The organism is Mycobacterium sp. (assembly GCF_036490025.1).
GTDB lineage: Bacteria > Actinomycetota > Actinomycetes > Mycobacteriales > Mycobacteriaceae > Mycobacterium.
Genome location: NZ_DASXEP010000028.1, coordinates 19,783 through 43,366, shown reverse-complemented (window position 1 = coordinate 43,366; position 23,584 = coordinate 19,783). Strand labels below are relative to the sequence as shown.

The window sequence follows — 23,584 nt, the reverse complement described above, 5'->3', positions numbered from 1 at the left end:
GCTAGCGGGTCAGCCAGTGCTGCCAGTCGGCGAGGATCCCCGCCGTGTCGGTGCCGAGCACGTCATGGACGGCGTCGGGCAGATCGGTGTGACCGTCACCGCATGCCGCCAGGTACAGCGCGCGCAGCGTCGTCGCTCCGCGAGTGTCGGCGATGAACAGCGCGAACAACCATGCCCGGTCGTAGGCCTGCGAACGCTGCGGCCCGGGGGCGGCAAGGTCGACGTCGGAGGGCAACGCGGTGGGCAGCGGCGCCGCGTCCGGCAGTGGACTGTGCGGCCGCGCGACGTAGTCGGCCACGCCTTCGGTCAGCCACCGGGGGGCATCGACCGCGGTATCAGCTCGGGCAGCATAGTGAAAAAGCTCGTGGCTCAAGATGATTCGTAGCGCCCCGGCGTTCATGTCCGCCGCGCCGGGCGCGAAAATTATCCGCTGTCCCGCGGCGGTCCGACGAGCGGGATCGACCCGGTCGGCGACGGCGAGTGCCGCGATGTCCGCCCACTGTGCAGCAGGACCGCCGCCGGCCTTCGCCTCGAATTGTCGCTGCGAGCCGGTGGCCACCACGTCGATGTCGCGCGGCCAATCGGTGCCCCAGAAAGCCTCGACGGCGTCGATTGCCGGTCCGATGTCCGATGCGACGCGGGTCAGCAGGGCTTGCTCTCTCGGGCCGCCGAGATTGGTCATCCGCAGGGTTCGGTCACCGACGTGCACGCTCCGTGGTGCGTTGATGCTGACGGATGGACGCTGAAACGGTTGCTGGCCGATGGCTGTGAACGCGCCGAGGACCATCTCGACGATCAGGGCGCCGGCCAGCAGTCGGCGTCGGCGCCTGACGTCAGTAGCGGCGGGCGTCGTAGATCGGGCCGGAAGAGTTCATCGGTACCACCCGCACCGGCACGCCGTAGGTGGACGAATGGACCATGAGCCCGTCGCCGATGTAGAGCCCGGCGTGCGATGCGTCGGAATAGAAAGTGAGCACGTCACCGGGCTGCAGGTCCGAGAGCGAAACCGGCTGCCCACCGTGGGCCAGCGCCTGGCTGGAGTGCGGCAGCGCGATGCCGGCCTGCTGGAACGCCCACATCACCAGGCCCGAACAGTCGAACCCACCGGGCGCGGCGCCACCCCAGGAGTAGGGCGTGCCGACCTGGGTCAGCGCGGCCTGGACGGCGATCGCACCCTGACCGGTGCCGGGTCCGGCCCCCGGTTGCCCGCCGCCCGGCGGCAACGCGTCAGGAGCGGGGGCCGCGGCAGCAGCCGTCTCCGCCGGCGGTGGAACGGGCCCGGGCGCGGCCAACGCGGTGCGCTCATGCGGGCTCAGCGCAAGGTACTGCGACTTCACGATGGCGATCTGTAGCTGCAACTTGCTCTGCTTGGACTGCAGGCTCGCGCGCACCGCGGCGGCCTGCTCGGCGGCGGTCTTGGCGTCGCCGGCGGATTTCGCGGATTCCTTCTCGGCCTGGGCGGCCTGCTCGCGGGTGGCGCGATAGTTCGCCATCTGCGCGAGCATCGCCGTGGAGATCACTCGCTGGACCGCCAATTTGCCGATCAGTTGCTGCGGCGACTCGGCGGTCATGATGGCGTTCATGCCGTCGGTACGGCCACCCATGTACATCGCCGCGGCAAACTTGTCGACGTCAACCTGGAAGGTTGCCAGTCGCGACTTCGCGGCATCCGCGGCGGCCACGTCGTCGGTGTGCTTTTTGTCGGCTGCGCGCTGCGCGGCCAGCTTGGTGTTGAGATCGAGCTGGGCGCTGTGCATCGCCTCGGTGGTCTGCTCAGCCTGCCGCGACAACTCGCTGAGCTTTGCCATGGCGTCATTGGCCGGGTCTGCCAGCACATCACTGGCGGCCACTCCAGATAGAGCGATGAATCCGGCTAGGGCGGGGACAGCAAAGCGCTTGGCGACGCGCAAAGACACGCGCTCACGCTCAAGCCATTTTCGCAAAACTTTGCATCCTTAAAACCCGTCGGCGCGAAGGCCCATCTGCTTTAGGTCTCAGATAGGTTACGAAACGGCATCGGGGTTGTCCAACTCTGAGTTGTTAAGAAAACAGCAAGATTTCAACCTAACGCCGTTAGGCGACCCCGGGACGCTGCCGATGGATAGGCACCAACCGCAGTCTGGGTGCCAGTCCCGCGTCGGCAAGCACCTCCAGCGCGACCCGCTCATCCTCCAGCAAAGTTTCCGGTACCCCGAGTATCACCGGGACGACGCAATCCCGGCATCCTCGACCGCGCACCGCGCAGTCGTCGCAGTCGATGACCACCGGTTCTGTCGAGTCGGGCGGAACTGCCGCCGTCCAATCAGGCTCGCTGTTCTGCGCCATCTGGCTGGTCCTCTCCGTCTACCTCGTCGGCTTTGCCACGACGCTAACGGCGGGCACCGACAAGTTTCGCTGCGCGCCGCTCACGGGCCGCATCGTCGTCCGGAGCGCGACGCGCCGCGGCGAAACCGGCGCGGTGTCGGTGCCACTGGCTAACGTCGCCACCATGGGCGCGCCCGCTGCCGAGCAGCTGACCCTCCCCGACTTCGACGGGGCTGCCGAAATACCGCTGCGCGAAACCACTTTCGTCGTTGTCGACCTGGAGACCACCGGCGGTCGGATGACAGCCCGCGATGGGAACGACGCGGATGCGATCACCGAGATCGGGGCGGTCAAAGTCCGTGCTGGCGTGGTGCTGGGAGAGTTCGCCACCCTGGTCGATCCGCAGCGCAGTATTCCGCCGCAGATCGTTCAGCTGACCGGTATCACCACGGCGATGGTGTGTGATGCGCCGACCATTGCCGCGGTCTTGCCGATGTTCCTCGAATTCGCCCACGGTGCGGTGCTTGTCGCCCACAACGCCAGGTTCGACATGGGATTCCTGCGGGCCGCCGCCGACCAGTGCGGCATCAGATGGTCGCGGCCGCAGACGCTGTGCACCGTGCAGCTGGCCCGGCGGGTGCTCAGCCGCGAAGAGGCGCCGAGTGTGCGACTGGCGGCACTGGCCCGGCTGTTCGCCGTCGCAAGCGAGCCCACCCACCGGGCACTCGACGACGCGCGGGCCACCGTCGAGGTGCTGCACGCGCTCATCGAACGAGTCGGCAACCAGGGTGTGCACAGCTACGGCGAGCTGCGGTCCTATCTGCCCAATGTGTCACCGGCGCAGCGGCGCAAACGCGTGCTCGCCGAGGGCTTGCCCCGCCGGCCCGGGGTGTACCTGTTTCGCGGTCCGGGCAACGAGGTGCTCTACGTCGGTACCGCAATCAACTTGCGGCGCAGGGTAAGTCAGTACTTCAACGGCTCGGATCAGCGCAGCCGGATCAAAGAGATGGTCACCCTGGCCGACACTGTCGAACACGTCGAATGCGCGCACGCGCTGGAAGCCGGCGTACGGGAGCTGCGGATGCTGAGCGCGCATGCCCCGCCCTACAACCGCCGGTCGAGGTTCCCGCCCCGCTGGTGGTGGTTGGTGCTGAGCGACGAAGCCTTCCCCCGGTTTTCGCCGGTGCGCGCCCCGCGCCTCGACCGCGCGGTCGGCCCGTTCCGGTCTCGCGCCGACGCCGTCGACACCGCGGACCTGCTGGCGCGATTCACCGGGGTGCGCAGCTGCACCAAGCGGCTGGCCCGTTCGGCGCTGCACGGGCCGGCGTGCCCGCAGCACGAGGTGTCGCCATGTCCCGCCGGACGCGATGTGACTGCGGCCCAATACGCTCCGGCCGCCGGTCGGGCCGCCGCGTTGATCGACGGCCTGGACAACTCCGCGCTGGCCGCGGCGGTGCAGCGGATCGCCGAGCTGGCCGGGCGTCAGCGCTACGAGAGCGCCGCACGGTTGCGCGACCACGTGGTGGCGACGGTGGAGGTGCTCTGGCGCGGTCAGCGCCTCGGCGCGTTGGCCGCCCTGCCGGAGCTGGTGGCCGCGGCCCCCGACGGCGACGGCGGCTGGCAGCTCGCGGTGGTCCGGCATGGCCAGCTCGCCGCGGCCGGGACCGCCCGCCGCGGCGTGCCACCGATGCCCGTCGTCGAGGCCATCCGGGCCGGGGCGCAAGTGGTCCTGCCGCAGCCTGCGCCGCTGGGTGGTGCGCTGGTCGAAGAGACGGCGCTGATCGCGCGCTGGCTGACCGCCCCGGGCGTACGCATCGTCAGGACCAGCGGTGAGCAGGGTTGGAGCACGCCGTTGCGGTCCGCGGGGCGCTGGGCCGAGTGGGCCGCGTCCGCACGCTCGGCGCGGGCGGCCGCCGAGCAGGCCGTCACCAGCCGCGGCTCAGAGCTGCTGACCGAACCGCACCCATCGCGCGAGCAGCTGTTCGGCCGCGCCGCTGTCGATCGCGTCGACGGCTCGGCTGAGCCCGTCCTCCCACGCCGGCAGCCACTCGGCGCGGCTGGATAGCCCGGCATGAGCCACGATCGCGCCTGCGGCGTTGAGCACGACGGCGTCGCGCACCGGCCCCCCGGCCCCGGCCAGCACCGAACGCGCCTCTGCTGCATTGGCTGTTGCGTCACCACCCAGCAGCTCGTCGAGATCAGCGCGGGCGAACCCGAATCCAGCGGGATCGAATTTCAGCTTGTCCACCGTTCCGGCTTGAACCCGCCAAATGGTGCTCGTCGTGGTGGTGGTCAGCTCGTCGAGACCGTCGTCGCCGTGCACCACCAGCACGCTGGATCGGCGCGCGGCGAAGACCCCGGCCATCACCTCGGCCATCTCAGCGAACGCGCAGCCAATCAGCCCGGCCCGCGGCTGCCCCGGATTAGTAAGCGGTCCAAGCAAATTGAAGACGGTGGGTACACCGATCTCGCGCCGTATGGCAGAGGCATGCCGATACGAAGGATGGAACAGGGGCGCGAAGCAAAACCCGATCCCGACTTCGGCGACGCTGCGTGCGACGTCGTCCGGGCTCAGGTCGATGCGCACACCGAGTGCTTCCAACGTGTCGGCCCCGCCGGCCAGCGATGAGGCCGCCCGGTTGCCGTGCTTGACCACAGGAACCCCGCTGGCCGCAACGACGATCGCCGCCATCGTCGACAAGTTGACGGTGCTGACGCCGTCACCGCCGGTGCCGACTATGTCGACGGTGTCGGTCCCGATCGTCTTGGTGGGCAGCCGGCGACCGTGCTGCAGCATCACATCGGCCAGCTCGGCCACCTCTGCTGACGTCGGCGCCTTCATCTTCATCGCCACGGCGAAGGCCGCGAGCTGCGCCGGCGTCGCGGAACCGGTGATGATCTGCTCCATGGCCCAGCCGGCCTGACCGCGCGGCAGATCCTGGCCCGAAGTCAAAACCGTCAGGACGTGCGGCCAGGACAGCGCCGCCTCCGGGTGCCGCTGGGATGACCCGGACGATGACGCAGCCACATCGCACATGGTCCCACGGTGGTCAGGCGAGCGGCGAAGCCGGGCGCAGCGGGCAAATCGACATGAATTTCGTGCACCGAATTGCCGCCCCGGGTGGAGGTCGACAACTACAAAGCGTCATACTTGCGGATGTGACGAGTGCGGTAGGGACCTCGGGTACTGCGATTACGGCGCGCATCCATTCGCTCAACCGCCCCAACATGGTCAGTGTCGGCACCATAGTGTGGCTTTCCAGCGAATTGATGTTCTTTGCTGGGCTGTTCGCGTTCTACTTCACCGCGCGGGCGCAGGCGGCCGGCAACTGGCCGCCCCCGCCGACAGAACTGAATCTCTATCAGGCGGTGCCGGTCACGCTGGTGCTGATCGCGTCGTCGTTCACCTGCCAGATGGGCGTGTTCGCCGCGGAGCGCGGCGACGTGTTCGGGCTGCGTCGCTGGTATGTCCTCACCTTTGGGATGGGGTTGTTCTTCGTCCTCGGGCAGGGCTACGAGTACCACCACCTGATGAGCCACGGGACCACGATTCCCAGCAGCGCCTACGGCAGCGTTTTCTACCTGGCCACCGGCTTCCACGGGTTGCACGTCATCGGCGGGCTGATCGCCTTCATCTTCTTGCTGGCCCGCACCACGATGAGCAAGTTCACCCCGGCGCAAGCGACCGCATCGATCGTTGTCTCCTACTACTGGCACTTCGTCGACATCGTCTGGATCGCGCTGTTCGCCACGATCTATTTCATCCGTTGACCAGCATGGGTAAGAACAGGAGTGCTCGGTTGAAGAAACTGGGGTTGAACCGATCGCTGAGCGACCGGGCGCGCCGCCGCCTGCGTCGCCGGTTGTCGGCCGGACTGCTGCTGGTGCTGGCCTTGGTGGTAGCCGGCGGGCTGGCCGCCGTCCTGACCCCCAGCCCGCAAGTGGCCGTTGCCGATGAGTCGTCCTCGGCGCTGTTGCGAACGGGCAAGCAGCTTTTCGACACCTCGTGTGTGAGCTGCCACGGCGCCAACCTGCAGGGCGTGCCCGACCGCGGGCCCAGCCTGATCGGCGTGGGCGAGGCCGCGGCGTACTTCCAGCTGTCGAGCGGACGGATGCCCGCCGTGCGCGGTGAGGCGCAGGCGAGGCGCAAGGACCCGATTTTCGACGAGTCTCAGATCGACGCGCTGGGTGCCTACGTGCAGGCCAACGGCGGCGGGCCGAGCGTGGAGCGCAACGCCGACGGCAGCATCGCGATGAAGTCGCTGCGCGGCAGTGACCTGGGCCGCGGCGGTGACCTGTTCCGGCTCAACTGCTCCTCGTGCCACAACTTCACCGGCAAGGGCGGTGCGCTGTCCTCGGGCAAGTTCGCCCCCGACCTGGAGCCGGCCAACGAACAGCAGATCCTGGCCGCGATGCGCACCGGGCCGCAGAACATGCCGAAATTCTCCGACCGTCAACTCTCGTTCGACGCGAAGAAAGACATCATCGCCTATGTGAAAACCGTGACCGAGGAACGTAGTCCCGGCGGAAACGGTCTGGGCGGCTTCGGTCCCGCACCCGAGGGCATGGCGATGTGGATCATCGGGATGGTCGCCGTCATCGGCGCCGCGCTGTGGATCGGGGCACGATCGTGAGTCGCGCCGCGACGATAGACAGGGCAGTGCGATCCTGGAAGGGCAGGAGGAGCGGCGCACGATGACCGACCACGTGAAGGGCACGGACGTACCCGGTCAGCAGGGCGAGTCCGAACAACCCAGCGACGCCGAACTGAACGCCATGTCGCGCGAGGAACTCGTTACGCTCGGCGGCCGGCTCGACGGTGTGGAGACCGTCTTCAAGGAGCCGCGCTGGCCGGTCGCCGGCACCAAAGCCGAAAAACGCGCCGAGCGCTCGGTGGCGGTCTGGCTTTTGCTGGGCGGGTTGCTCGGGCTGGCGCTGCTGCTGGTGTTCCTGTTCTGGCCGTGGGAATACCAACCGCACGGTTCCTCCGGCAGTGTCATGTACTCGTTGGCGACCCCGCTCTACGGTCTGACTTTCGGGGGTTCAGTCCTGTGCATCGCGGTCGGTACGGTGCTGTTCCAGAAAAGATTTATCCCCGAAGAGATTTCGATTCAGGACCGCCACGACGGCGGGGGTGCCGGATCACCCGCGATCCATCGCAAAACCGTGACTGCCAACCTGACTGATGCTTTCGAGGGCTCGACGCTCCGGCGACGCAAGCTGATCGGCCTGTCGCTCGGCGCGGGTCTCGGCGCGTTCGGGCTCGGCACCCTGGTGGCGTTTGCCGGAGGTTTGATCAAGAACCCATGGAAACCCGTGGTCCAGACCGCCGACGGCAAGAAGGCCGTGTTGTGGACCTCCGGCTGGACACCGCGTTTTCACGGTGAAACCATCTACCTGGCCCGGGCCACCGGCGAACATCTGGGGGCGCCGTTCATCAAAATGCGTCCCGAAGATTTGGATGCCGGCGGCATGGAAACCGTCTTTCCGTGGCGCGAGTCCGACGGTGACGGCACCACGCCGGAATCCCACGACAAGTTGACGGCCATCCTGACCGCCGTCCGCAACCCGGTGATGCTGATCCGCGTCAAGCCCGCCGACCTGCCCCGAGTGGTCAAACGCAGGGGCCAGGAGAGCTTCAACTTCGGTGCGCTGTTCGCCTACACCAAGGTCTGCTCGCATCTGGGTTGTCCGGCGTCACTGTATGAGCAGCAGGACTATCGCATCCTGTGCCCGTGCCACCAGTCTCAGTTCGACGCGTTGCATTTCGCCAAACCGATTTTCGGCCCGGCCGCGCGCGCGTTGGCACAACTGCCGATAACTATTGACGCCGACGGGTATCTGGTCGCTAATGGTGATTTCATCGAACCCGTCGGACCGGCATTTTGGGAGCGCACAACATGAGTCCGAAACTGAGTCCGCCCAGCGTCGGTGATGTCCTGGCCCGCCAAGGCGACGACGTCGACTCGCGTTACCACCCCTCGGCTGCGGTGCGCCGCCAACTCAACAAGGTCTTCCCGACGCACTGGTCGTTCCTGCTCGGTGAGATCGCCATGTACAGCTTCATCGTGCTGCTGCTGACGGGCGTCTATCTGACGCTGTTCTTCGACCCCTCCATGCACGAGGTCACCTACAACGGCGTTTATCAGCCGCTGCGCGGTGTGGAGATGTCCAAGGCCTACGCGTCAACGCTCGACATCAGCTTCGAGGTGCGCGGCGGCCTGTTCGTGCGCCAGGTCCATCACTGGGCCGCGCTGATGTTCTCCGCGTCGATCATGGTGCACCTGGCCCGGATCTTCTTCACCGGCGCGTTCCGCCGGCCCCGCGAAGCCAACTGGGTCATCGGTTCGCTGCTGCTGATCCTGTCGATGTTCGAGGGCTACTTCGGCTACTCGCTGCCCGACGACCTGCTGTCCGGTATCGGACTGCGCGCCGCACTCTCGTCGATAACCTTGGGAATGCCGGTGATGGGCACCTGGCTGCACTGGGCGTTGTTCGGCGGCGACTTCCCTTGTGGCGGTGCGGGAGACGACTGCGCCGCGGCGGGCTACATCATCCCGCGCCTGTACGGGCTGCACATCCTGCTGCTGCCGGGGATCATCCTGGCGCTGATCGGCGCGCATCTGGCCTTCGTGTGGTTCCAGAAGCACACCCAGTTCCCCGGCCCCGGCCGCACCGAACACAACGTCGTCGGCGTGCGCGTGATGCCGGTCTTCGCGGTCAAATCCGGCGCCTTCTTCGCACTGACCACCGGCATTCTGGGCCTGATGGGCGGGCTGCTGCAGATCAACCCGATCTGGAACCTGGGCCCCTACAAGCCATCTCAGGTGTCGGCGGGATCGCAGCCGGACTTCTACATGATGTGGACCGAAGGCTTGGCCCGTATCTGGCCGGCATGGGAGTTCTACATCGGCCACCACACCATTCCCGCCGTCGTCTGGGTCGGGTTGCTGATGGGTCTGATCTTCGCGCTGCTGATCGTGTATCCGTTCATGGAGAAGCGGTTCAGCGGCGACTACGCCCACCACAACCTGCTGCAGCGTCCCCGTGACGTACCGGTGCGCACCTCCATCGGCGCGATGGCCATCGCGTTCTACATGGTGCTCACCCTGTCGGCCATGAACGACGTGATCGCGTGGAAGTTCCACATCTCGCTGAACGCGACGACCTGGATCGGGCGCATCGGCATGATCGCGCTGCCGCCGATGGTCTACTTCATCGCCTACCGCTGGTGTGTCGGCTTGCAGCGCAGCGACCGCGCCGTGCTCGAGCACGGCGTCGAAACCGGCATCATCAAACGACTGCCGCACGGCGCCTACATCGAACTGCACCAGCCGCTCGGGCCCGTCGACGATCACGGTCACCCCATCCCGCTCGAGTACCAGGGCGCCCCGGTACCGGTCAAGATGAACAAGCTGGGCTCGGGAGGCTCCCCCGGCTCCGGCAGCTTCCTGTTCGCCGACCCGGTTTCCGAGGACGATGCGCTCTCCGAAGCCCACCAGGCCGCCGAACACCGCGCGCTCACCGCACTGCGGGAGCACCAGGACGGCAGCAACGGCAACGGCTCAACGAACGGCCACCACTAGCCGTAATCGCGGTCAGGCGGCAAGCATGCCGCGCAGCTGCCGCACGTGTCGCCAGGGAACCACCGGCATAGCCAGCGTGATGGCCCCGGCGATCCCGTAGCCGGTCCACGAGAAGCCGTCGTGGCCGATCGCCATCGCATAGGTCGCCGTCGCGACCGCGAGCAGCGCCGCGCCCATGGTGCCCATCAGCGCGACACTGCCGCGCAGCCAGAAGCGGTCGACCACTGGGTCCGGCAACGTCGGCCGCTGCGAGGCCAGCCGCTCGGTGGCGCCATGCGCGGCCACTGACCCGGACCTGATCGACCGTGCGCTCACCGTGCGCGCCGGCGACCCCGCCGATCGCGGGGCCGGTCCGTCCCGGGTGATGCGCCGGGCCCGCAGCAGCATCGGGATCGCCGCCAGGATGATCAGCGCCGAGATGATGATGATCGCGTAAAGCACCGACGAGGTGTGCGGGTTCCCCTTCGCAGCGTGAAAACCCCGGCCCAAGTCCATCAGTGCAACCAAAGCCGCCACACTCATGCCCACCAGCGCCAGCCAGATGGCCGCGCACGACCCGATCAGAATGCGGTCGGCGGTGGCCGGCGTGAGCTTGCCGCGAGCGCCCCATGCTTGGGAGTGTCTGTCGATCATCAGCAGTTGATCTGGGGCTGGTTGTTCTCGTTGGACGACAGCACCGTTCCGTCACTCGCGGTGATTTTGCAGTTGAGCTTACTCAGCCTCAGCAAGCTGGACGCCTCGATCGAACCAACGTCCGACGCCGAGATCGGCGTCAGCGTGATGGTCCACGGGATGTAGACGTTGGACAGCGTCCGGCGCATTCCCGAAGCATCGGTGTAGGTGATGGTGATCTGGTCGAACGGCGCCTTGGTGCCGGTCACCGAATACGTGTACTGCTTGGGCCCAGCCGGTGCCGGCGGTGGCGTTGGTGCGGGCGGGGCGGGCGCGGGTGCCGGGGCTGGGGCCGGTGCCGGCGCCGGTGCCTCACTGGGCGGCGGCGGTGGCGGTGCCTCACTGGGCGGCGGTGGTGGCGGGGGCGGCGCACTGGACGGCGGTGGAGGCGGCGCATGCGGCGTCGTTGTGACGATGATCTCGTCCTGCATCGGCGGCGTCGACGTGGGTGCCGTGCTGGGCGTGGCCAGCTTGTTGGTGTCGGTGCGGGCAAACAGCAGCGACACCGAAACTACCAGGGCAATCGCTGCGACGATCGCGGCGATGCCGACGATCCACGGCCAGCGGGCCGTGCTGGCTTCATCGGCGTTCGGAGCCGCTTCGCCGTAGTTGTCGTAGTCGTAGAGGTCCAGATCGGCGGGCACATAGGGGCCGCTACTGATGTGTTCGGATTCCGGGGCCGAGTAGGCCCGGGAATAGACGTCGGTCTGACCGGTCTGGCCGTCAGCGTCGGGCTCCGCAGCCGACCCGGCACCGAATTCGCTGCCGGCCCCATCGAATTCGCTCCCGCTTTGGCTGGGCTCGACGCCGGGTTCCAGTTCTTCGGACTCTGGTCCTGGTGGATTCGGCCCGCTCATGATCGTCTGTCCTGTTCGACTACGTCATCGGCGAACGCAGCACCGCGGTTGTGTTGTTGAGCGCGCGCTCCGATGTTCCTCATTGTGCCTCGGCAAACCCTACCCAACCGGATCTCGCATGACATTCTGGGCGACCCGGTCACGGATCAACTGATGCCCGGATTGTGACCTTGAAGCAACCCAACCGGCGCCGGCTAGTGCTTCTCAGGACCCACGTAGTACTCGAAGACCAGGCCGGCCGCCGAACTCAGCACGAAGATCACCCCGGCGCCGATCAGCCACGGTAGCCACAGCGCGATGCCCACCGCCGCCACCGAACCGGACAGCGCGATCAGAATCGGCCACCAGCTGTGCGGGCTGAAGAAACCCAGTTCGCCTGCGCCGTCGCTGATCTCAGCACCCTCGTAGTCCTCCGGCCGGGTGTCGAGACGACGAGCTACGAAGCGGAAGAACGTCGCCACGATCAACGCCATGCCGCCGGTCAACGCCAGCGCCGTGGTGCCGGCCCACTCGATGCCGCCGGTGGCGAACAGACTGGTCAGCACGCCGTAGAGCACCGTGCAGAAGACGAAGAACGCCGCCACGAATTCGAACAGCCTGGCTTCGATGTGCATGGATTTACCTACTTATTCGCTTGGGGCGCCAGCTCGCCGCGGCGGGTGTCGAACGGGTGGGTGGTGACCGCGACCGGAGACTGCGCGATCGCCTGCAACGCCTGGGCGTTCGTCTTGCCGGCGCTCCGCTGCTGCAGGTAGGCCTTGAAGTCGTTGGGCTGAACCACCCGGACCTCGAAGTTCATCATCGAGTGATAGGTCCCGCACATCTCGGCGCAGCGACCCACGAACGCACCGGTCCGGTTGATCTGCTCGACCTGGAAGACGTTGACCGAGTGATTGGCGGCCGGGTCGGGCATCACGTCGCGCTTGAACAGGAATTCCGGCACCCAAAAACCGTGAATCACGTCTGCGGACGCCAGCTGGAACTCGATCCGCTTGCCCGCCGGCAGAACCAGCACCGGGATCTCCGTGCTGTTGCCCACCGTCTCGACCTTGTCGAAGTTGAGGTAGGTCCGGTCCTCGGTGTTGAGCCCGCGGACCGGGCCGACGACTTCCTCACCGTGCTTGTCTTTGCCCTCGGGCTTGGAGACCATGGCCGCTTTACGGGCCGGGTCTGCACCGTCGTATTTGAGCGTGCCGTCCTTGAAATCGACCTTCTGGTAACCGAATTTCCAGTTCCACTGGAAGGACGTGACGTCGACGACGACCTCTGGGTCGGACGCCAAGTGCAGCATTTTCTCCTGCACCACCACGGTGAAATAGAACAGCACCGAGATGATCAGGAACGGTGTCACGGTGAGCACCAGCTCCAGGGGCATGTTGTAGCCGAATTGGCGGGGCAGTTCGGTGTCGGTGGCCTTCCTGCGGTGAAACGCAATGGACCAGAACATCAGACCCCAGACGATGACGCCGACCACCAGGGACGCGATCACCGCGCCGATCCACAGCTGCCGGTTCCAGTCGCCTTCCGCGGTGATACCCCGCGGCCAGCCCAGTGCCAACGCGTCCGACCAACTGCATCCACTCAGGCTCACCGCCAGCAGGCCCAGCATCCCGGCCAACGCCGGCAGCCGGAGCCGACGCAAGCCTGCCGAACGGCTCTTCAACAAGCCCTGCGAACAGCCTGGCCCGCGAGATGTCACGGTCGCGCCTCCCTGAATCACAAGCTGGGCCGACTCCGCGGATCCCCCGGTCAAGGGGACTGTCGGCTGACTCGCACGTCGAATACTACGCAGCGTAGACCACGCACGCAGCGAAGCCGTGGCGAGGCCCGCCCGCGGTTGGCGATCGCCGTGTGCGGCATCGATGAGCCGTGCGGCTTTGCGGCATACTGAGCGGCGATGTGTGGACTGCTGGCCTTCGTAGCCGCCTCGGGCGGTGCCGAGCCGTCCAGCAGCGGGCACGCCGCCGCCGAGGCTATCGCGCAGGCATCCCACCTGATGCGCCACCGCGGACCCGACGAGCCGGGCACCTGGGCCGACCTCGCCGGGGCGGTCGTGTTCGGTTTCAACCGACTGTCCATCATCGACATCGCGCATTCGCATCAGCCGCTGCGCTGGGGTCCGCCGGAAAGCCCTGATCGATACGAGTTGGTGTTCAACGGCGAGATTTACAACTACCTGGAATTGCGCGCCGAACTCGCCGAGCAGCACGGCGCCGTCTTCGCCACCGACGGCGACGGCGAGGCCATCGTCGCGGCGTATCACTATTGGGGAGCCGACGCCCTGACGCGGCTGCGGGGCATGTTCGCCTTCGCGCTCTGGGACACCGTGGAAGGTGAATTGTTCTGCGCCCGCGATCCTTTCGGTATCAAGCCGCTGTTCATGGCGACCGGAGCCGGTGGCACCGCGGTGGCCAGCGAAAAGAAATGCCTGCTGGAACTGGCCGAGTTGATCGGGTTCGACGCCGGGGCCGCTGGGATCGACGAGCGCGCCGTCCAGCACTACACCGTGCTGCAGTACGTGCCCGAGCCCGAGACGCTGCATCGTGGCGTGCGCCGACTGGAATCGGGTTGCTACGCCCGTATCCGCCCCGGCGGGCAGCCGGCCAACACCCGCTACTTCGTGCCGCGCTTCACCGCGGCGCCCATCACCCGGGACACCGAGCAGGCTCGCTACGACGAGATCACCGCGGTCCTGGAGGACTCGGTGGCCAAGCACATGCGCGCCGACGTCACGGTCGGCGCGTTCCTGTCCGGGGGCATCGACTCCACCGCGATCGCGGCGCTGGCGATCCGGCACAACCCGCGGCTGATCACCTTCACCACCGGCTTCGAGCGCGAAGGGTTCTCCGAGGTCGACGTCGCGGTGGCCTCGGCCGAGGCGATCGGTGCCCGGCACATCGCCAAGGTGGTCGCGCCTGACGAGTTCGTCGCCGCGCTACCCGAGATCGTGTGGTACCTCGACGAGCCGGTCGCCGACCCCGCGCTGGTGCCGCTGTTCTTTGTCGCCCGCGAGGCGCGCAAGCACGTCAAGGTGGTGCTCTCCGGCGAGGGCGCTGACGAGCTTTTCGGGGGCTACACCATCTATCGGGAACCGTTGTCGCTCAAGCCTTTCGATTACCTCCCCCGACCACTGCGGCGCTCGATGGGGACATTGTCGAAACCTCTTCCGACCGGCATGCGCGGCAAGAGCCTGCTGCACCGCGGATCGCTGACCCTGGAGCAGCGCTACTACGGCAATGCCCGCAGCTTCTCCGACACGCAGCTGCGCGACGTGCTGTCCGGTTTCCGGCCGGAATGGACCCATACCGACATCACCGCGCCGATTTACGCCGAGTCAGCCGACTGGGATCCGGTGGCCCGGATGCAGCACGTCGACCTGTTCACCTGGTTGCGCGGCGACATCCTGGTCAAGGCCGACAAGATGACGATGGCCAACTCGCTGGAACTGCGGGTCCCGTTCCTGGATCCCGAGGTGTTCGCCGTCGCCTCCCGGTTGCCGGTGGACGCCAAGATCACCCGCGCCACCACCAAGTACGCGCTGCGCCGCGCGCTGGCGCCCATCGTCCCACCGCACGTGCTCAATCGTCCGAAACTGGGCTTCCCGGTACCGATCCGGCATTGGCTGCGCGCCGGCCCGCTGCTGGAGTGGGCGCACGAGGTGGTGAACGCGTCGGCCACCGACAGCCTGATCGACGCGTCGGCGGTACGGCGAATGTTGGACGAACATCGTTGCGGCACAGCCGATCACAGCCGCAGGCTGTGGACGGTACTGATTTTCATGTTGTGGCACGCGATCTTCGTCGAGCACAGCGTCGTGCCACAGATCAGCGAGCCGCAGTATCCCGTGCAGCTCTAGGCCAGCACGGCGGCGATTTCGGCCGCGGCGTCATCGCCGTAGGCACCGGCCAACCGCGTCGTGGCGACCTCGCGGTCCCACTGCCACTCCTGGGTCCCGGTCGACTCCAGCACCAGCACCGCAACCAGCGAACCCAGCTGCGCGGAGCGCTCGAGGCTCAGCCCGCCGCTGCGTCCGGTCAGGAAGCCTGCCCGGAACGCGTCGCCCACGCCGGTGGGGTCGGTCTGGCTGTTCTCCGGCACCACCTCGACGTGGATGGTGGTCCCGTCACGGTCGACGATGTCGACACCCTTGGCTCCGAGCGTGGTCACCCGCAGGCCGACCTTCTCCAGCACGTCGGCCTCCGACCAGCCGGTCTTGGTCCGCAACAGCTCCCACTCGTAGTCGTTGGTGAACAGATAGGCGGCACCGTCGATGAGCTTCTCGATCTCCTGGCCGGACAACCGGGGCAGCTGCTGGGAGGGGTCCGCGGCGAACGCCAGGCCGAGCTTGCGGCACTCCTCGGTGTGCACCACCATCGCGTCCGGGTCGTTGGCCCCGATGATGACCAGGTCCGGCTTGCCGATCGACGACACGACATCGGCGAGCTTGATGTTGCGCGCCTCGGACATCGCGCCCGGGTAAAACGACGCGATCTGCGCCATGTCTTCATCGGTGGTGCAGACGAAACGCGCGGTGTGCGCGGACTTCGAAATCAGCACGTGGTCGGTGTTGACGCCGTGCGACTGCAGCCATTTACCGTAATCGCCGACGAAATCGTCACCGGCGGCTCCCACCAGCGCGACGTCGCCACCCAGCACGCCGATGGCGTAGGCGATGTTTCCGGCCACCCCGCCCCGGTGGATCACCAGGTCGTCGACCAGGAAACTCAGCGATACCTTCTGCAGATGTTCGGCCAGCAGGTGTTCGGAAAATCGACCCGGGAACCGCATCAAATTGTCAGTGGCAATCGAACCGGTTACCGCGATCGTCACGAAAACCCACCCCTTCATTTCCTAAGTTCGGCTAGCTAAGCGTACCCGCGGCGGTGGTCGGCTCGGCACCGTGGGCCGACGCCCGCTAGCCTCCGTAGAAGAACCTCGCGGCGGCCTACTCGTTCACGGCCGTCGGGCCTTGCTACCCGAGGAGACCCGCATATGCCCGGTCCGTACTCGTCGGACCATCGTTTGGGCGGCGACGGACCACCGTTCACCGACGCGCATCCCAGCGAACCCATCCCCACGCCGACGCCGGCATACCCGCCGCCGGGCGGCGCGTTTGAGGCGTCGGCACCGCCACCGCTGCCCTACCCGGGAGCGGTGCCGCCGCCACCGCCCTACCCGAAGCCGCGCCGTCGACGGCTGTTCGTCGCGGCCGCGGCAGCGCTGCTGGTGGTCGCGGCGGTGGTCGCGGCAATCGTGCACGCATCACGCGGCGCCCCCACGCCCGCGGCGGGCGTATTCTCCGACGCCTCGGCCACCTCAGCGATCCAGAACTACCTGGACGCCCTCGAGCACCGCGACACCCAAGCCATCGCCCGTAACACACTGTGCGGCATCTACGACGCCGTGCGAGACCGGCAATCCGATCAAGCGCTGGCCAAACTCAGCAGCGACGCGTTCCGCAAGCAGTTCTCCGAGGCGCAGGTCACCTCGATCGACAAGATCGTGTACTGGTCGGACTATCAGGCCCAGGTGCTGTTCAGCATGCGCGTACAGCCGGCAACGAGCAACAGCACACGCAGCCAGGTCCAGGGCATCGCCCAGCTACTGAGCCAGCACCACCAGGTTCTGGTGTGCTCGTATGTGCTCCGGACGGCGGGAACGTATTAGGGGCGCGGAATCCCGGCGTCAGTTGAAGGAGTCACCGCAGGCGCACGAGCCGCCGGCGTTCGGGTTGTCGATCGTGAAGCCCTGCTTCTCGATGGTGTCGACGAAGTCGATGGAAGCGCCCTGAACGTACGGCGCGCTCATCCGGTCGACGGTCAGCTTCACACCGTCGAAGTCGGCGGTGAGGTCGCCGTCCAGTGCGCGGTCGTCGAAGAAGAGGTTGTAGCGCAGGCCGGCGCATCCCCCGGGCTGGACGGCGATCCGCAGCGACAAGTCGTCGCGGCCCTCCTGATCCAGCAGCGACTTGGCCTTGGCCGCCGCGGCGCCCGTCAGGATCACGCCGTGGGTTGTGGCGGCTGACTCTTCCTGAACAGTCATTGCTTCTCCCTGTAACTAGCTAGATGCCACATCGTTCTCGGGTCGGTGGACGGGCTCCTTCGCCCGGCATTGGCCGCGGGCGAACAAAGCCACCTCTTCAAAGGTACCTTGTCGCGCCGCTATTCCCGAGTCGCACCGCGACCTGCGACGCCAGCCCCATCAGCTGGTTGGCGGCATCGGCCAGGGCCAGCCGCACCGAACCCGCGTAGTCGGAGACCGCGAAGGCTGCCACAATGCCCGCCGCGTGAAACGCCGGTTCGTCGAGCGCGACCTGACCGGCCAAAACCACCACCGGCACCTGCGAGGATCGCGCCGCTGCGGCCATCGCACCGACCACTTTGCCGCGCAGCGACTGATCGTCGAACTTTCCCTCACCGGTGATCACCAGATCGACGGCGGCAAGGTCACCGGCCAGGCCGGTGTGCTCGGCGATGATCGACGCGCCCGATTCACACCGCCCGCCCAGCGCGAACAGCGCCGCCCCGATACCACCGGCGGCCCCTGCGCCCGATTCCGCGCTGACCGGTCGGCCCGCGGCGGCGTCCAGTTCGCCGGCCCACTGAACGAGACGCTCTTCGAGCGCCGCAACGGTCGCTGCATCGGCGCCCTTCTGCGGCCCGAACACCCGGGCGGCCCCCCATGGCCCCACCAGTGGATGCTCCACATCGCAGGCCGCGATCAGCTCCACGCCGGCAAGGAGTCGCCGTCCCACGTCGAGGCCACCGAGTGCCTCGATCAGCCCGCGGCCACCATCGGTGCTGGCGGTGCCACCGAGGCCGACGACGATGCGGGCGGCGCCGGCGTCCACCGCTGCGGCGACCAGTTGGCCGACTCCGCTGCTGCGCGCCGCGAGCGCCGTCTGCGGAGTCGGCGGACCGCCGAGCAGAGCTAATCCGCAGGCCTGCGCGCATTCCAGGTATGCCGTCGCCGGTGTGGGATCCAGCACCCATTCGGCCCGCACCGCGTCGGCCAGCGGCCCGCACACCTGCAGGTGCCGTCGCTCCCCCAACCGGCTGGCCAGTACATCGACGAACCCCGGGCCGCCGTCGGATTGCGGGGCGACGATCAGGTGGTCGCCCCGACGCACCCGGTTCCAGCCCGCCGCGATGGCGGCGGCCGCTTCGACGGCGGTCAGGGTGTCGCCGTAACTGTCGGGAGCGATGAGCATGCGCAACGTCGGCGTACGGTGCGCCGGCCCACTCATCTGAGCCACAGTAGGGCCTGGCACCGACCCGGCCATTTTCCGCACGCATCGGTCGCGAAGTAACCTGGCGAGCGTGAAACTGCTGGGTCGTAAGAAAGCCGGGGGCGTCACCGGCGACCGGGACGATGCCCAGGCACTGGCCGAGCCGGCAGATGGCTACGATTCCGCGCTGCCGTCCGCGTCCCGGCAGACCACTGCGCCCAAGGGACGGCCCACGCCGCGCCGCGACGCCGGGCGCAAGGGCCCCGTCGCGCCGGCGCCGATGACCTCCTCCGAGGCCCGCGCGCGGCGGAAGTCATTGGCGGGACCCAAGCTCAGTCGTGAGGAACGCCGAGAACAAAGTTCGGTGCGGCGCGCCCAGATGGCCGATCGGCGAGAGCGGATGATGGCCGGTGACGAGCGTTACCTGCTTTCCCGTGACCAGGGTCCGGTGCGCCGGTATGTCCGCGATGTGGTGGACGCCCGTCGCAATGTGCTCGGGCTGTTCATGCCGTCGGCGCTGGTACTGCTGTTCGTCATGTTCGGTGTCCCGCAGCTTCAGTTCTATATCTCGCCGGCGATGCTCGTGCTGATGGCCCTGATGCTGGCCGACGGGCTCATCCTCGGCCGCAAGGTCGCGCGACGGGTCGACGAGAAGTTTCCGGAGAATACCGAAAGCCGTTGGAAGCTCGGGCTTTACGCTGCCAGTCGGGCCTCCCAGATGCGCCGGATGCGGGCACCGCGGCCCCAAGTCAAGCACGGCGCCCGTGTCGATTAGGGGCGCCTGATCCCCGGTGCGCACCCTGGTGCTGGGCGGAATCAGGTCAGGAAAGTCCCGGTGGGCGGAGGCCGCCATCGCCGAGTCGCTGGAGCCAGACCGGCCGGTGCACTACCTGGCCACCGGACAGCTGGTCGACACCGATCCGGCGTGGCGGCAGCGCGTCGCCGAGCATCGCGACCGTCGGCCGCCGCATTGGTTCACCGTCGAAACCGACCACGTCGCACAGCAATTGCGGCGATCTCCGGATACACCGACGCTCGTCGATGACATCGGCGGCTGGCTGACCGCCACATTGGACCGGCACCAGGCCTGGGACGGCGGGTCCATCTCGGCCGACGTCGACGAACTGACCGCCGCGGTCGCGGATTTCGGCCCACCGCTGGTTCTGGTCAGCCCGGAGGTCGGGTTGACCGTTGTGGCCGCTACCGCGTCGGCGCGGCGCTTCACCGACGAACTGGGCGTACTCAATCAGCGGTTGGCCATACTCTGCGACCGGGTAGTGCTGGTGGTGGCCGGACATCCGCTGCCGATCAAGCCGCTCGCAACATGACGATGTTCGCGCCGGTGGCGCCTCCCGATACGGCCGCCGCGGCGGCAGCCCGGGCCCGGCAGAACACCCTCACCAAACCGCGCGGTGCGCTGGGCCGACTCGAAGACCTGGCGGCGTGGGTGTCATCGTGCCAAGGGCATTGTCCACCAAGGCAATTCGACCGTGCCCGGGTCGTGGTGTTCGCCGGCGACCACGGCGTGGCCCGGTCTGGGGTATCGGCCTATCCCCCGGAAGTCACCGCGCAAATGGTCGCCAACATTGCCGCCGGCGGTGCGGCGATCAACGTGCTGGCCGACATCGCCGGGGCCACGGTGCGTGTCGTCGACCTCGCCGTGGACGCCGAGCCGTTGTCCCCGCAGATAGGCGCCCACAAGGTGCGACGCAGCAGCGGCGACATCGCGGTCGAGGATGCGCTGACCGGGCAGGAAACCCGCGACGCGATCGACGCCGGCCGACAGATCGCCGACCAGGAGGTCGACGCCGGCGCCGACCTGCTGATCGCCGGCGATATGGGCATCGGAAATACCACTGCGGCAACAGTTTTGGTAGCGGGTCTGACAGGTGTCGAGCCGGTCGCGGCGGTCGGCTATGGGACCGGAATCGACGACGCCGGCTGGGCCCGTAAGACCGCGGTGGTGCGTGACGCGTTGTTTCGCGCCCAGCCGGCGCTGGCCGATCCGGTCGCCACGTTGCAGTGTTGCGGCGGAGCCGATTTGGCCGGCCTGGCCGGCTTCTGCGCGCAGGCCGCGGTGCGGCGCACCCCCGTGCTGCTGGACGGCATGGCGGTGACGGCTGCCGCGTTGATCGCCGAGCAACTGGCGCCCGGCGCGCGACTGTGGTGGCAGGCCGGCCACCTGTCGACCGAACCGGCACATGCGCTCGCGCTGGCTCAACTCGGCCTGGACCCGATTGTCGACCTGCGGATGCGGCTCGGCGAAGGCACTGGCGCGGCGGTGGCGCTGCCGATACTGCGGGCCGCGGTGGCCACCCTGTCGTCAATGGCGACGTTTGCCGAGGCCGACGTCACTGATCGCCCTCGCCCGTCGTGATCGGTTCGCTGGCAGCGGCTTTCGCATTCGAAACCGTCGTCCCGATGCCCGCCGGATCTGATCGGCCGTTCGGCCGTGGTGCGATGACTGCGCTGCCGGTCGTCGGCGCGGCCCTCGGCGCGCTGGCCGCTGCGGTGACCTGGGCCGGCGGATTCGCATTCGGCGCGGGTCACCCGCTGACCGGCATGCTGGCGGTGGCCGCGCTGCTGCTGGCCACCCGCGGGCTGCACACCGACGGCGTGGCCGACACCGCCGACGGGCTGGGCTGCTACGGGTCCCCTGAGCGTGCGCGGCAGGTGATGCGTGACGGGTCGACCGGGCCCTTCGGGGTGGCGACGGTCGTATTGGTGATCGTCCTACCGGCGCTGGCGTTTTCGGCACTGCACCCCGCTGGCGTCGTGGTCGCCGTTTCGGCGGGCCGGGTTGCGGCGGTGTTGGCCTGTCGCCGGGGGCTGCCCGCCGCGCCCGGAAGCACGTTGGGTGCTCGAGTCGCCGGCAGCCAGCCCGGGCCGGTAATCGCAACATGGGTGGTCCTGCTGCTGGCAGCCTCCTCGGCTGCGGGTCGCCACCTCTGGCAGGGCCCGGTCGCGGTGCTGGCGGCACTGGTTGCGTCGATGCTGCTGGTCTCACACTGCGTGCGCCGGTTCGGCGGCGTCAGCGGCGACGTGCTCGGCGCCGCCATCGAATTGACCACGACGGTTACTGCGGTCCTGCTGGCGGGGTTGGCCCGGTTCTGAGCGCGCAGCTCACCTCACGCCCTGCGTGGACGATTCGCGGGGTGCGACGTCATCTCTGTGACAACGGAAGGGCCCTGTCCCCGAGGGGATTTCGTGGCAGCCGCGAGCAGAGTATCGACGGAGAGCGCGATACCGGTGGCGATTTCGTCGACCGCAGGCACATTGTCCGGGCACGCACACACGCTTACCTCCAGCGTGTCACCGCGAGCGGTCAGCGCGATGTTCAACCCGCTGCCGTCGCTCAGCGGCGCCACGGTATTCATGCTGACGACCTCGGCGCCGGCACAGTACGCCGGTACCGGGTCCACAGCCGTGTAGGAAACAGTGCCGTGACAGGTCGGGGTGAACTGGTTCCGCACGCGTGACCAACTGTAGAGGTCCATGCCCAGCTGTGCCACGGTCGGCGGGATCAACGATCCGATAACCGCGGAAGCAATTGCGGACGAATCACTTTCGACGATACGTCCACGGATGACATTCAATCTCTCGGTGGCGGTGTGAAGGTTGGCGACGATCTGGACAGGATCGTCGAGGTGTACCGGGACGCGCAGCCGGCCGACCGTCATCACCATTCCGATCCTGCTGGGATCTGTGGCCGGCAACTCGAACGGCATCCGCATCAGCAACGGATGGTCGGGCACCGTGTCGTGCCGCTTCAGCCAGGCACGCAACGACATTGTGCAAGCCGCCAGAACGGCATTGGTGATGCTGCCCCCGAACGCGCTGCTGATCGCCTTCACGTCTGCCAGTGGCATGGAGCTGAACGCCACGGCACGCCGATTCGTCAGCGGCTCGTTGAACACCGTGCGCGGAACCGGTCCACTCATCGACGGAGACGCCGGACCCACTACGGCTGGGCCCCGCAGCCGGTTACGCAGGGTCTGCAGCACATTGGACACGGTCTCACCGATCAGCCACATGCCGGTGAGCTGATTCTCGACGATCTCGCTCACCACATCGGTGACCATTTCAACGACCGACGGCGGCGACCCGATGCTCGGCTCGACCGGCAGGTTGTTGGCCGGGTCGTCGTTCGGCCGGGCGGTCAGCAGCCGCGGCCACACAGATGCCGCCCCGGCGGCTCCGTCGTTGAGCGCCGGCGACATCTTCACCGCCAACGCCCACCGGCCTGCTGCCAAACCGTTGATGCTCCACGCTTCCCACAGCGATTGGTTGCGACGCTGTGCGCCGCTGCTGAGATGGGCGATCAGGTCAGCTAATTCACGCTGGCCACCGGGAGCGGGAACTGTTGCGGAATGAATTTGCGGTGCGGGGTCGTAGTCGTCGATCTCGGCCCACACCGGCTGCCCCATTCCCAGCGGCTTGTTGACCAATCGGCTGCGGAAACGCGCCAGTTGCGGCAACGATGCCGCCACCACCTGATGCAGCCGCTGGTGGCTCAGTTTCTCGGAGGACTCCAGGATGACCAGCGCAACGGTGTGCGCGGGTACTTTATGGCTCTGGGTGTGCAGCGACAGCGCATCGGTCCCCGACAATCGCGTAACCGTCAACGCACCATCCCTTCGCCCAACTTCGCGACAAACTTTTGCGCCACGGGCGATAACCGATACCCACTGACCGTAGTATCGACCGAATCAGCCCGGCGCGCGCTACAGAAACATCGGCGCTGCCGCAGTTACCGGCTCCTCTCCGAGCCGCGCTGCGTTGTGCACACAGCGATAGATCGACGGCGGCCAGTCTGACGCTGACTGCTTAACATCACAGTTGCACCAACGGCCGTCTTGGCAACAGATCAAGAACGCAACCTGTTCGAATCCGTCACTGTTGCCCAGGGTATGCCATCTGGTGCGAGGAAAAAAGAG

The 23,584-nt window shown here is 67.4% G+C and carries 22 protein-coding genes and 1 pseudogene; 11 read left to right on the top strand and 12 right to left on the bottom strand.

The features are described from left to right. Position 1: 1 nt before the first annotated feature. The 3 genes from VGG53_RS03280 to VGG53_RS03270 form a co-directional block, all read right to left on the bottom strand. The gene (locus tag VGG53_RS03280; RefSeq protein ID WP_331516606.1) at positions 2-682 is read right to left on the bottom strand and encodes a hypothetical protein; all 681 of its coding nucleotides are present in this window, start codon (positions 680-682) and stop codon (positions 2-4) included. Between the two features lie 151 nt (positions 683-833). Next, on the bottom strand, positions 834-1,943 hold the full coding sequence (ripC, locus tag VGG53_RS03275) for a peptidoglycan hydrolase RipC (RefSeq protein ID WP_414688872.1): 1,110 nt from the start codon (positions 1,941-1,943) through the stop codon (positions 834-836). A gap of 130 nt (positions 1,944-2,073) precedes the next feature. Further along, positions 2,074-2,325: a hypothetical protein gene (locus VGG53_RS03270; protein ID WP_331516556.1), complete on the bottom strand. Its 252-nt coding sequence runs from the start codon at positions 2,323-2,325 to the stop codon at positions 2,074-2,076. Here VGG53_RS03270 and VGG53_RS03265 point away from each other — a divergent pair. Continuing rightward, positions 2,258-4,306, top strand: a pseudogene (locus tag VGG53_RS03265) (DEDD exonuclease domain-containing protein); the annotation flags it as partial. The gene VGG53_RS03270 and the pseudogene VGG53_RS03265 overlap by 68 nt on opposite strands. Here VGG53_RS03265 and trpD read toward each other — a convergent pair. Beyond that, positions 4,244-5,341 carry an anthranilate phosphoribosyltransferase gene (gene trpD, locus VGG53_RS03260; RefSeq protein WP_331516555.1) on the bottom strand — a complete coding sequence of 366 codons (1,098 nt, stop codon included), beginning with the start codon at positions 5,339-5,341 and terminating at the stop codon, positions 4,244-4,246. The pseudogene VGG53_RS03265 and the gene trpD overlap by 63 nt on opposite strands. 122 nt (positions 5,342-5,463) lie before the next feature. Here trpD and VGG53_RS03255 point away from each other — a divergent pair, with 122 nt between their 5' ends. The 4 genes from VGG53_RS03255 (at position 5,464) to VGG53_RS03240 (ending at position 9,890) form a co-directional block, all read left to right on the top strand. Then, entirely contained in the window at positions 5,464-6,075 is a 612-nt protein-coding gene (locus VGG53_RS03255) for a heme-copper oxidase subunit III (RefSeq protein ID WP_331516554.1), read from the top strand. 29 nt (positions 6,076-6,104) lie between these two features. Further along, entirely contained in the window at positions 6,105-6,938 is an 834-nt protein-coding gene (locus VGG53_RS03250; protein WP_414688871.1) for a c-type cytochrome, read from the top strand. Positions 6,939-6,999: 61 nt separating this feature from the next. Further along, a complete protein-coding gene (locus VGG53_RS03245; RefSeq protein ID WP_331516552.1) occupies positions 7,000-8,208 on the top strand; it encodes a ubiquinol-cytochrome c reductase iron-sulfur subunit in 1,209 nt (402 codons plus the stop codon). Then, the gene (locus VGG53_RS03240; protein ID WP_331516551.1) at positions 8,205-9,890 is read left to right on the top strand and encodes a cytochrome bc complex cytochrome b subunit; all 1,686 of its coding nucleotides are present in this window, start codon (positions 8,205-8,207) and stop codon (positions 9,888-9,890) included. The genes VGG53_RS03245 and VGG53_RS03240 overlap by 4 nt, the downstream gene beginning before the upstream one ends. A gap of 12 nt (positions 9,891-9,902) precedes the next feature. Here the strand turns inward: VGG53_RS03240 and VGG53_RS03235 are convergent, their stop codons facing one another. The 4 genes from VGG53_RS03235 to VGG53_RS03220 form a co-directional block, all read right to left on the bottom strand. After that, on the bottom strand, positions 9,903-10,523 hold the full coding sequence (locus tag VGG53_RS03235) for a DUF2561 family protein (RefSeq protein ID WP_331516550.1): 621 nt from the start codon (positions 10,521-10,523) through the stop codon (positions 9,903-9,905). Next, positions 10,523-11,419, bottom strand: coding sequence for an MmpS family transport accessory protein (locus VGG53_RS03230; RefSeq protein ID WP_331516549.1), 897 nt, complete (start codon positions 11,417-11,419; stop codon positions 10,523-10,525). Before VGG53_RS03230 ends, VGG53_RS03235 begins: the two co-directional genes overlap by 1 nt. A gap of 194 nt (positions 11,420-11,613) precedes the next feature. After that, on the bottom strand, positions 11,614-12,033 hold the full coding sequence (locus VGG53_RS03225; protein WP_331516548.1) for a cytochrome c oxidase subunit 4: 420 nt from the start codon (positions 12,031-12,033) through the stop codon (positions 11,614-11,616). An 8-nt stretch (positions 12,034-12,041) separates the two neighbouring features. Continuing rightward, entirely contained in the window at positions 12,042-13,118 is a 1,077-nt protein-coding gene (locus VGG53_RS03220; RefSeq protein WP_414688870.1) for a cytochrome c oxidase subunit II, read from the bottom strand. Positions 13,119-13,316: 198 nt separating this feature from the next. On the opposite strand from VGG53_RS03220, the gene asnB reads away from it, so the two are divergent. Continuing rightward, entirely contained in the window at positions 13,317-15,275 is a 1,959-nt protein-coding gene (gene asnB / locus VGG53_RS03215) for an asparagine synthase (glutamine-hydrolyzing) (RefSeq protein ID WP_331516547.1), read from the top strand. Here asnB and VGG53_RS03210 read toward each other — a convergent pair. After that, positions 15,272-16,249 carry a carbohydrate kinase family protein gene (locus tag VGG53_RS03210; RefSeq protein ID WP_331516546.1) on the bottom strand — a complete coding sequence of 326 codons (978 nt, stop codon included), beginning with the start codon at positions 16,247-16,249 and terminating at the stop codon, positions 15,272-15,274. The two genes, asnB and VGG53_RS03210, sit on opposite strands and share 4 nt — an antisense overlap. 162 nt (positions 16,250-16,411) lie before the next feature. On the opposite strand from VGG53_RS03210, the gene VGG53_RS03205 reads away from it, so the two are divergent. Then, the gene (locus VGG53_RS03205) at positions 16,412-17,086 is read left to right on the top strand and encodes a hypothetical protein (RefSeq protein WP_331516545.1); all 675 of its coding nucleotides are present in this window, start codon (positions 16,412-16,414) and stop codon (positions 17,084-17,086) included. An 18-nt stretch (positions 17,087-17,104) separates the two neighbouring features. On the opposite strand, the gene VGG53_RS03200 is transcribed toward VGG53_RS03205, so the two are convergent. Beyond that, positions 17,105-17,461, bottom strand: coding sequence for an iron-sulfur cluster assembly accessory protein (locus VGG53_RS03200; protein WP_331516544.1), 357 nt, complete (start codon positions 17,459-17,461; stop codon positions 17,105-17,107). A gap of 97 nt (positions 17,462-17,558) precedes the next feature. Further along, positions 17,559-18,665, bottom strand: a complete 1,107-nt coding sequence (locus tag VGG53_RS03195; RefSeq protein ID WP_331516543.1) for a glycerate kinase — start codon at positions 18,663-18,665, stop codon at positions 17,559-17,561. Between the two features lie 73 nt (positions 18,666-18,738). Between VGG53_RS03195 and VGG53_RS03190 the strand changes: the two genes are divergently transcribed. The 4 genes from VGG53_RS03190 to VGG53_RS03175 are packed head-to-tail and all read left to right on the top strand — an operon-like array spanning position 18,739 to position 21,761. Continuing rightward, on the top strand, positions 18,739-19,422 hold the full coding sequence (locus tag VGG53_RS03190) for a DUF3043 domain-containing protein (RefSeq protein ID WP_414688869.1): 684 nt from the start codon (positions 18,739-18,741) through the stop codon (positions 19,420-19,422). Between the two features lie 16 nt (positions 19,423-19,438). Then, entirely contained in the window at positions 19,439-19,975 is a 537-nt protein-coding gene (locus tag VGG53_RS03185) for a bifunctional adenosylcobinamide kinase/adenosylcobinamide-phosphate guanylyltransferase (RefSeq protein WP_331516542.1), read from the top strand. After that, on the top strand, positions 19,972-21,024 hold the full coding sequence (gene cobT / locus VGG53_RS03180) for a nicotinate-nucleotide--dimethylbenzimidazole phosphoribosyltransferase (protein WP_331516541.1): 1,053 nt from the start codon (positions 19,972-19,974) through the stop codon (positions 21,022-21,024). Before VGG53_RS03185 ends, cobT begins: the two co-directional genes overlap by 4 nt. Beyond that, positions 21,021-21,761 (top strand): adenosylcobinamide-GDP ribazoletransferase, encoded by a 741-nt coding sequence (locus VGG53_RS03175; RefSeq protein WP_331516540.1) that lies wholly within the window; start codon positions 21,021-21,023, stop codon positions 21,759-21,761. The genes cobT and VGG53_RS03175 overlap by 4 nt, the downstream gene beginning before the upstream one ends. Positions 21,762-21,775: 14 nt before the next feature. Here VGG53_RS03175 and VGG53_RS03170 read toward each other — a convergent pair whose 3' ends face one another. Next, positions 21,776-23,272: a wax ester/triacylglycerol synthase domain-containing protein gene (locus VGG53_RS03170; protein ID WP_331516539.1), complete on the bottom strand. Its 1,497-nt coding sequence runs from the start codon at positions 23,270-23,272 to the stop codon at positions 21,776-21,778. Between the last annotated feature and the right edge of the window lie 312 nt (positions 23,273-23,584).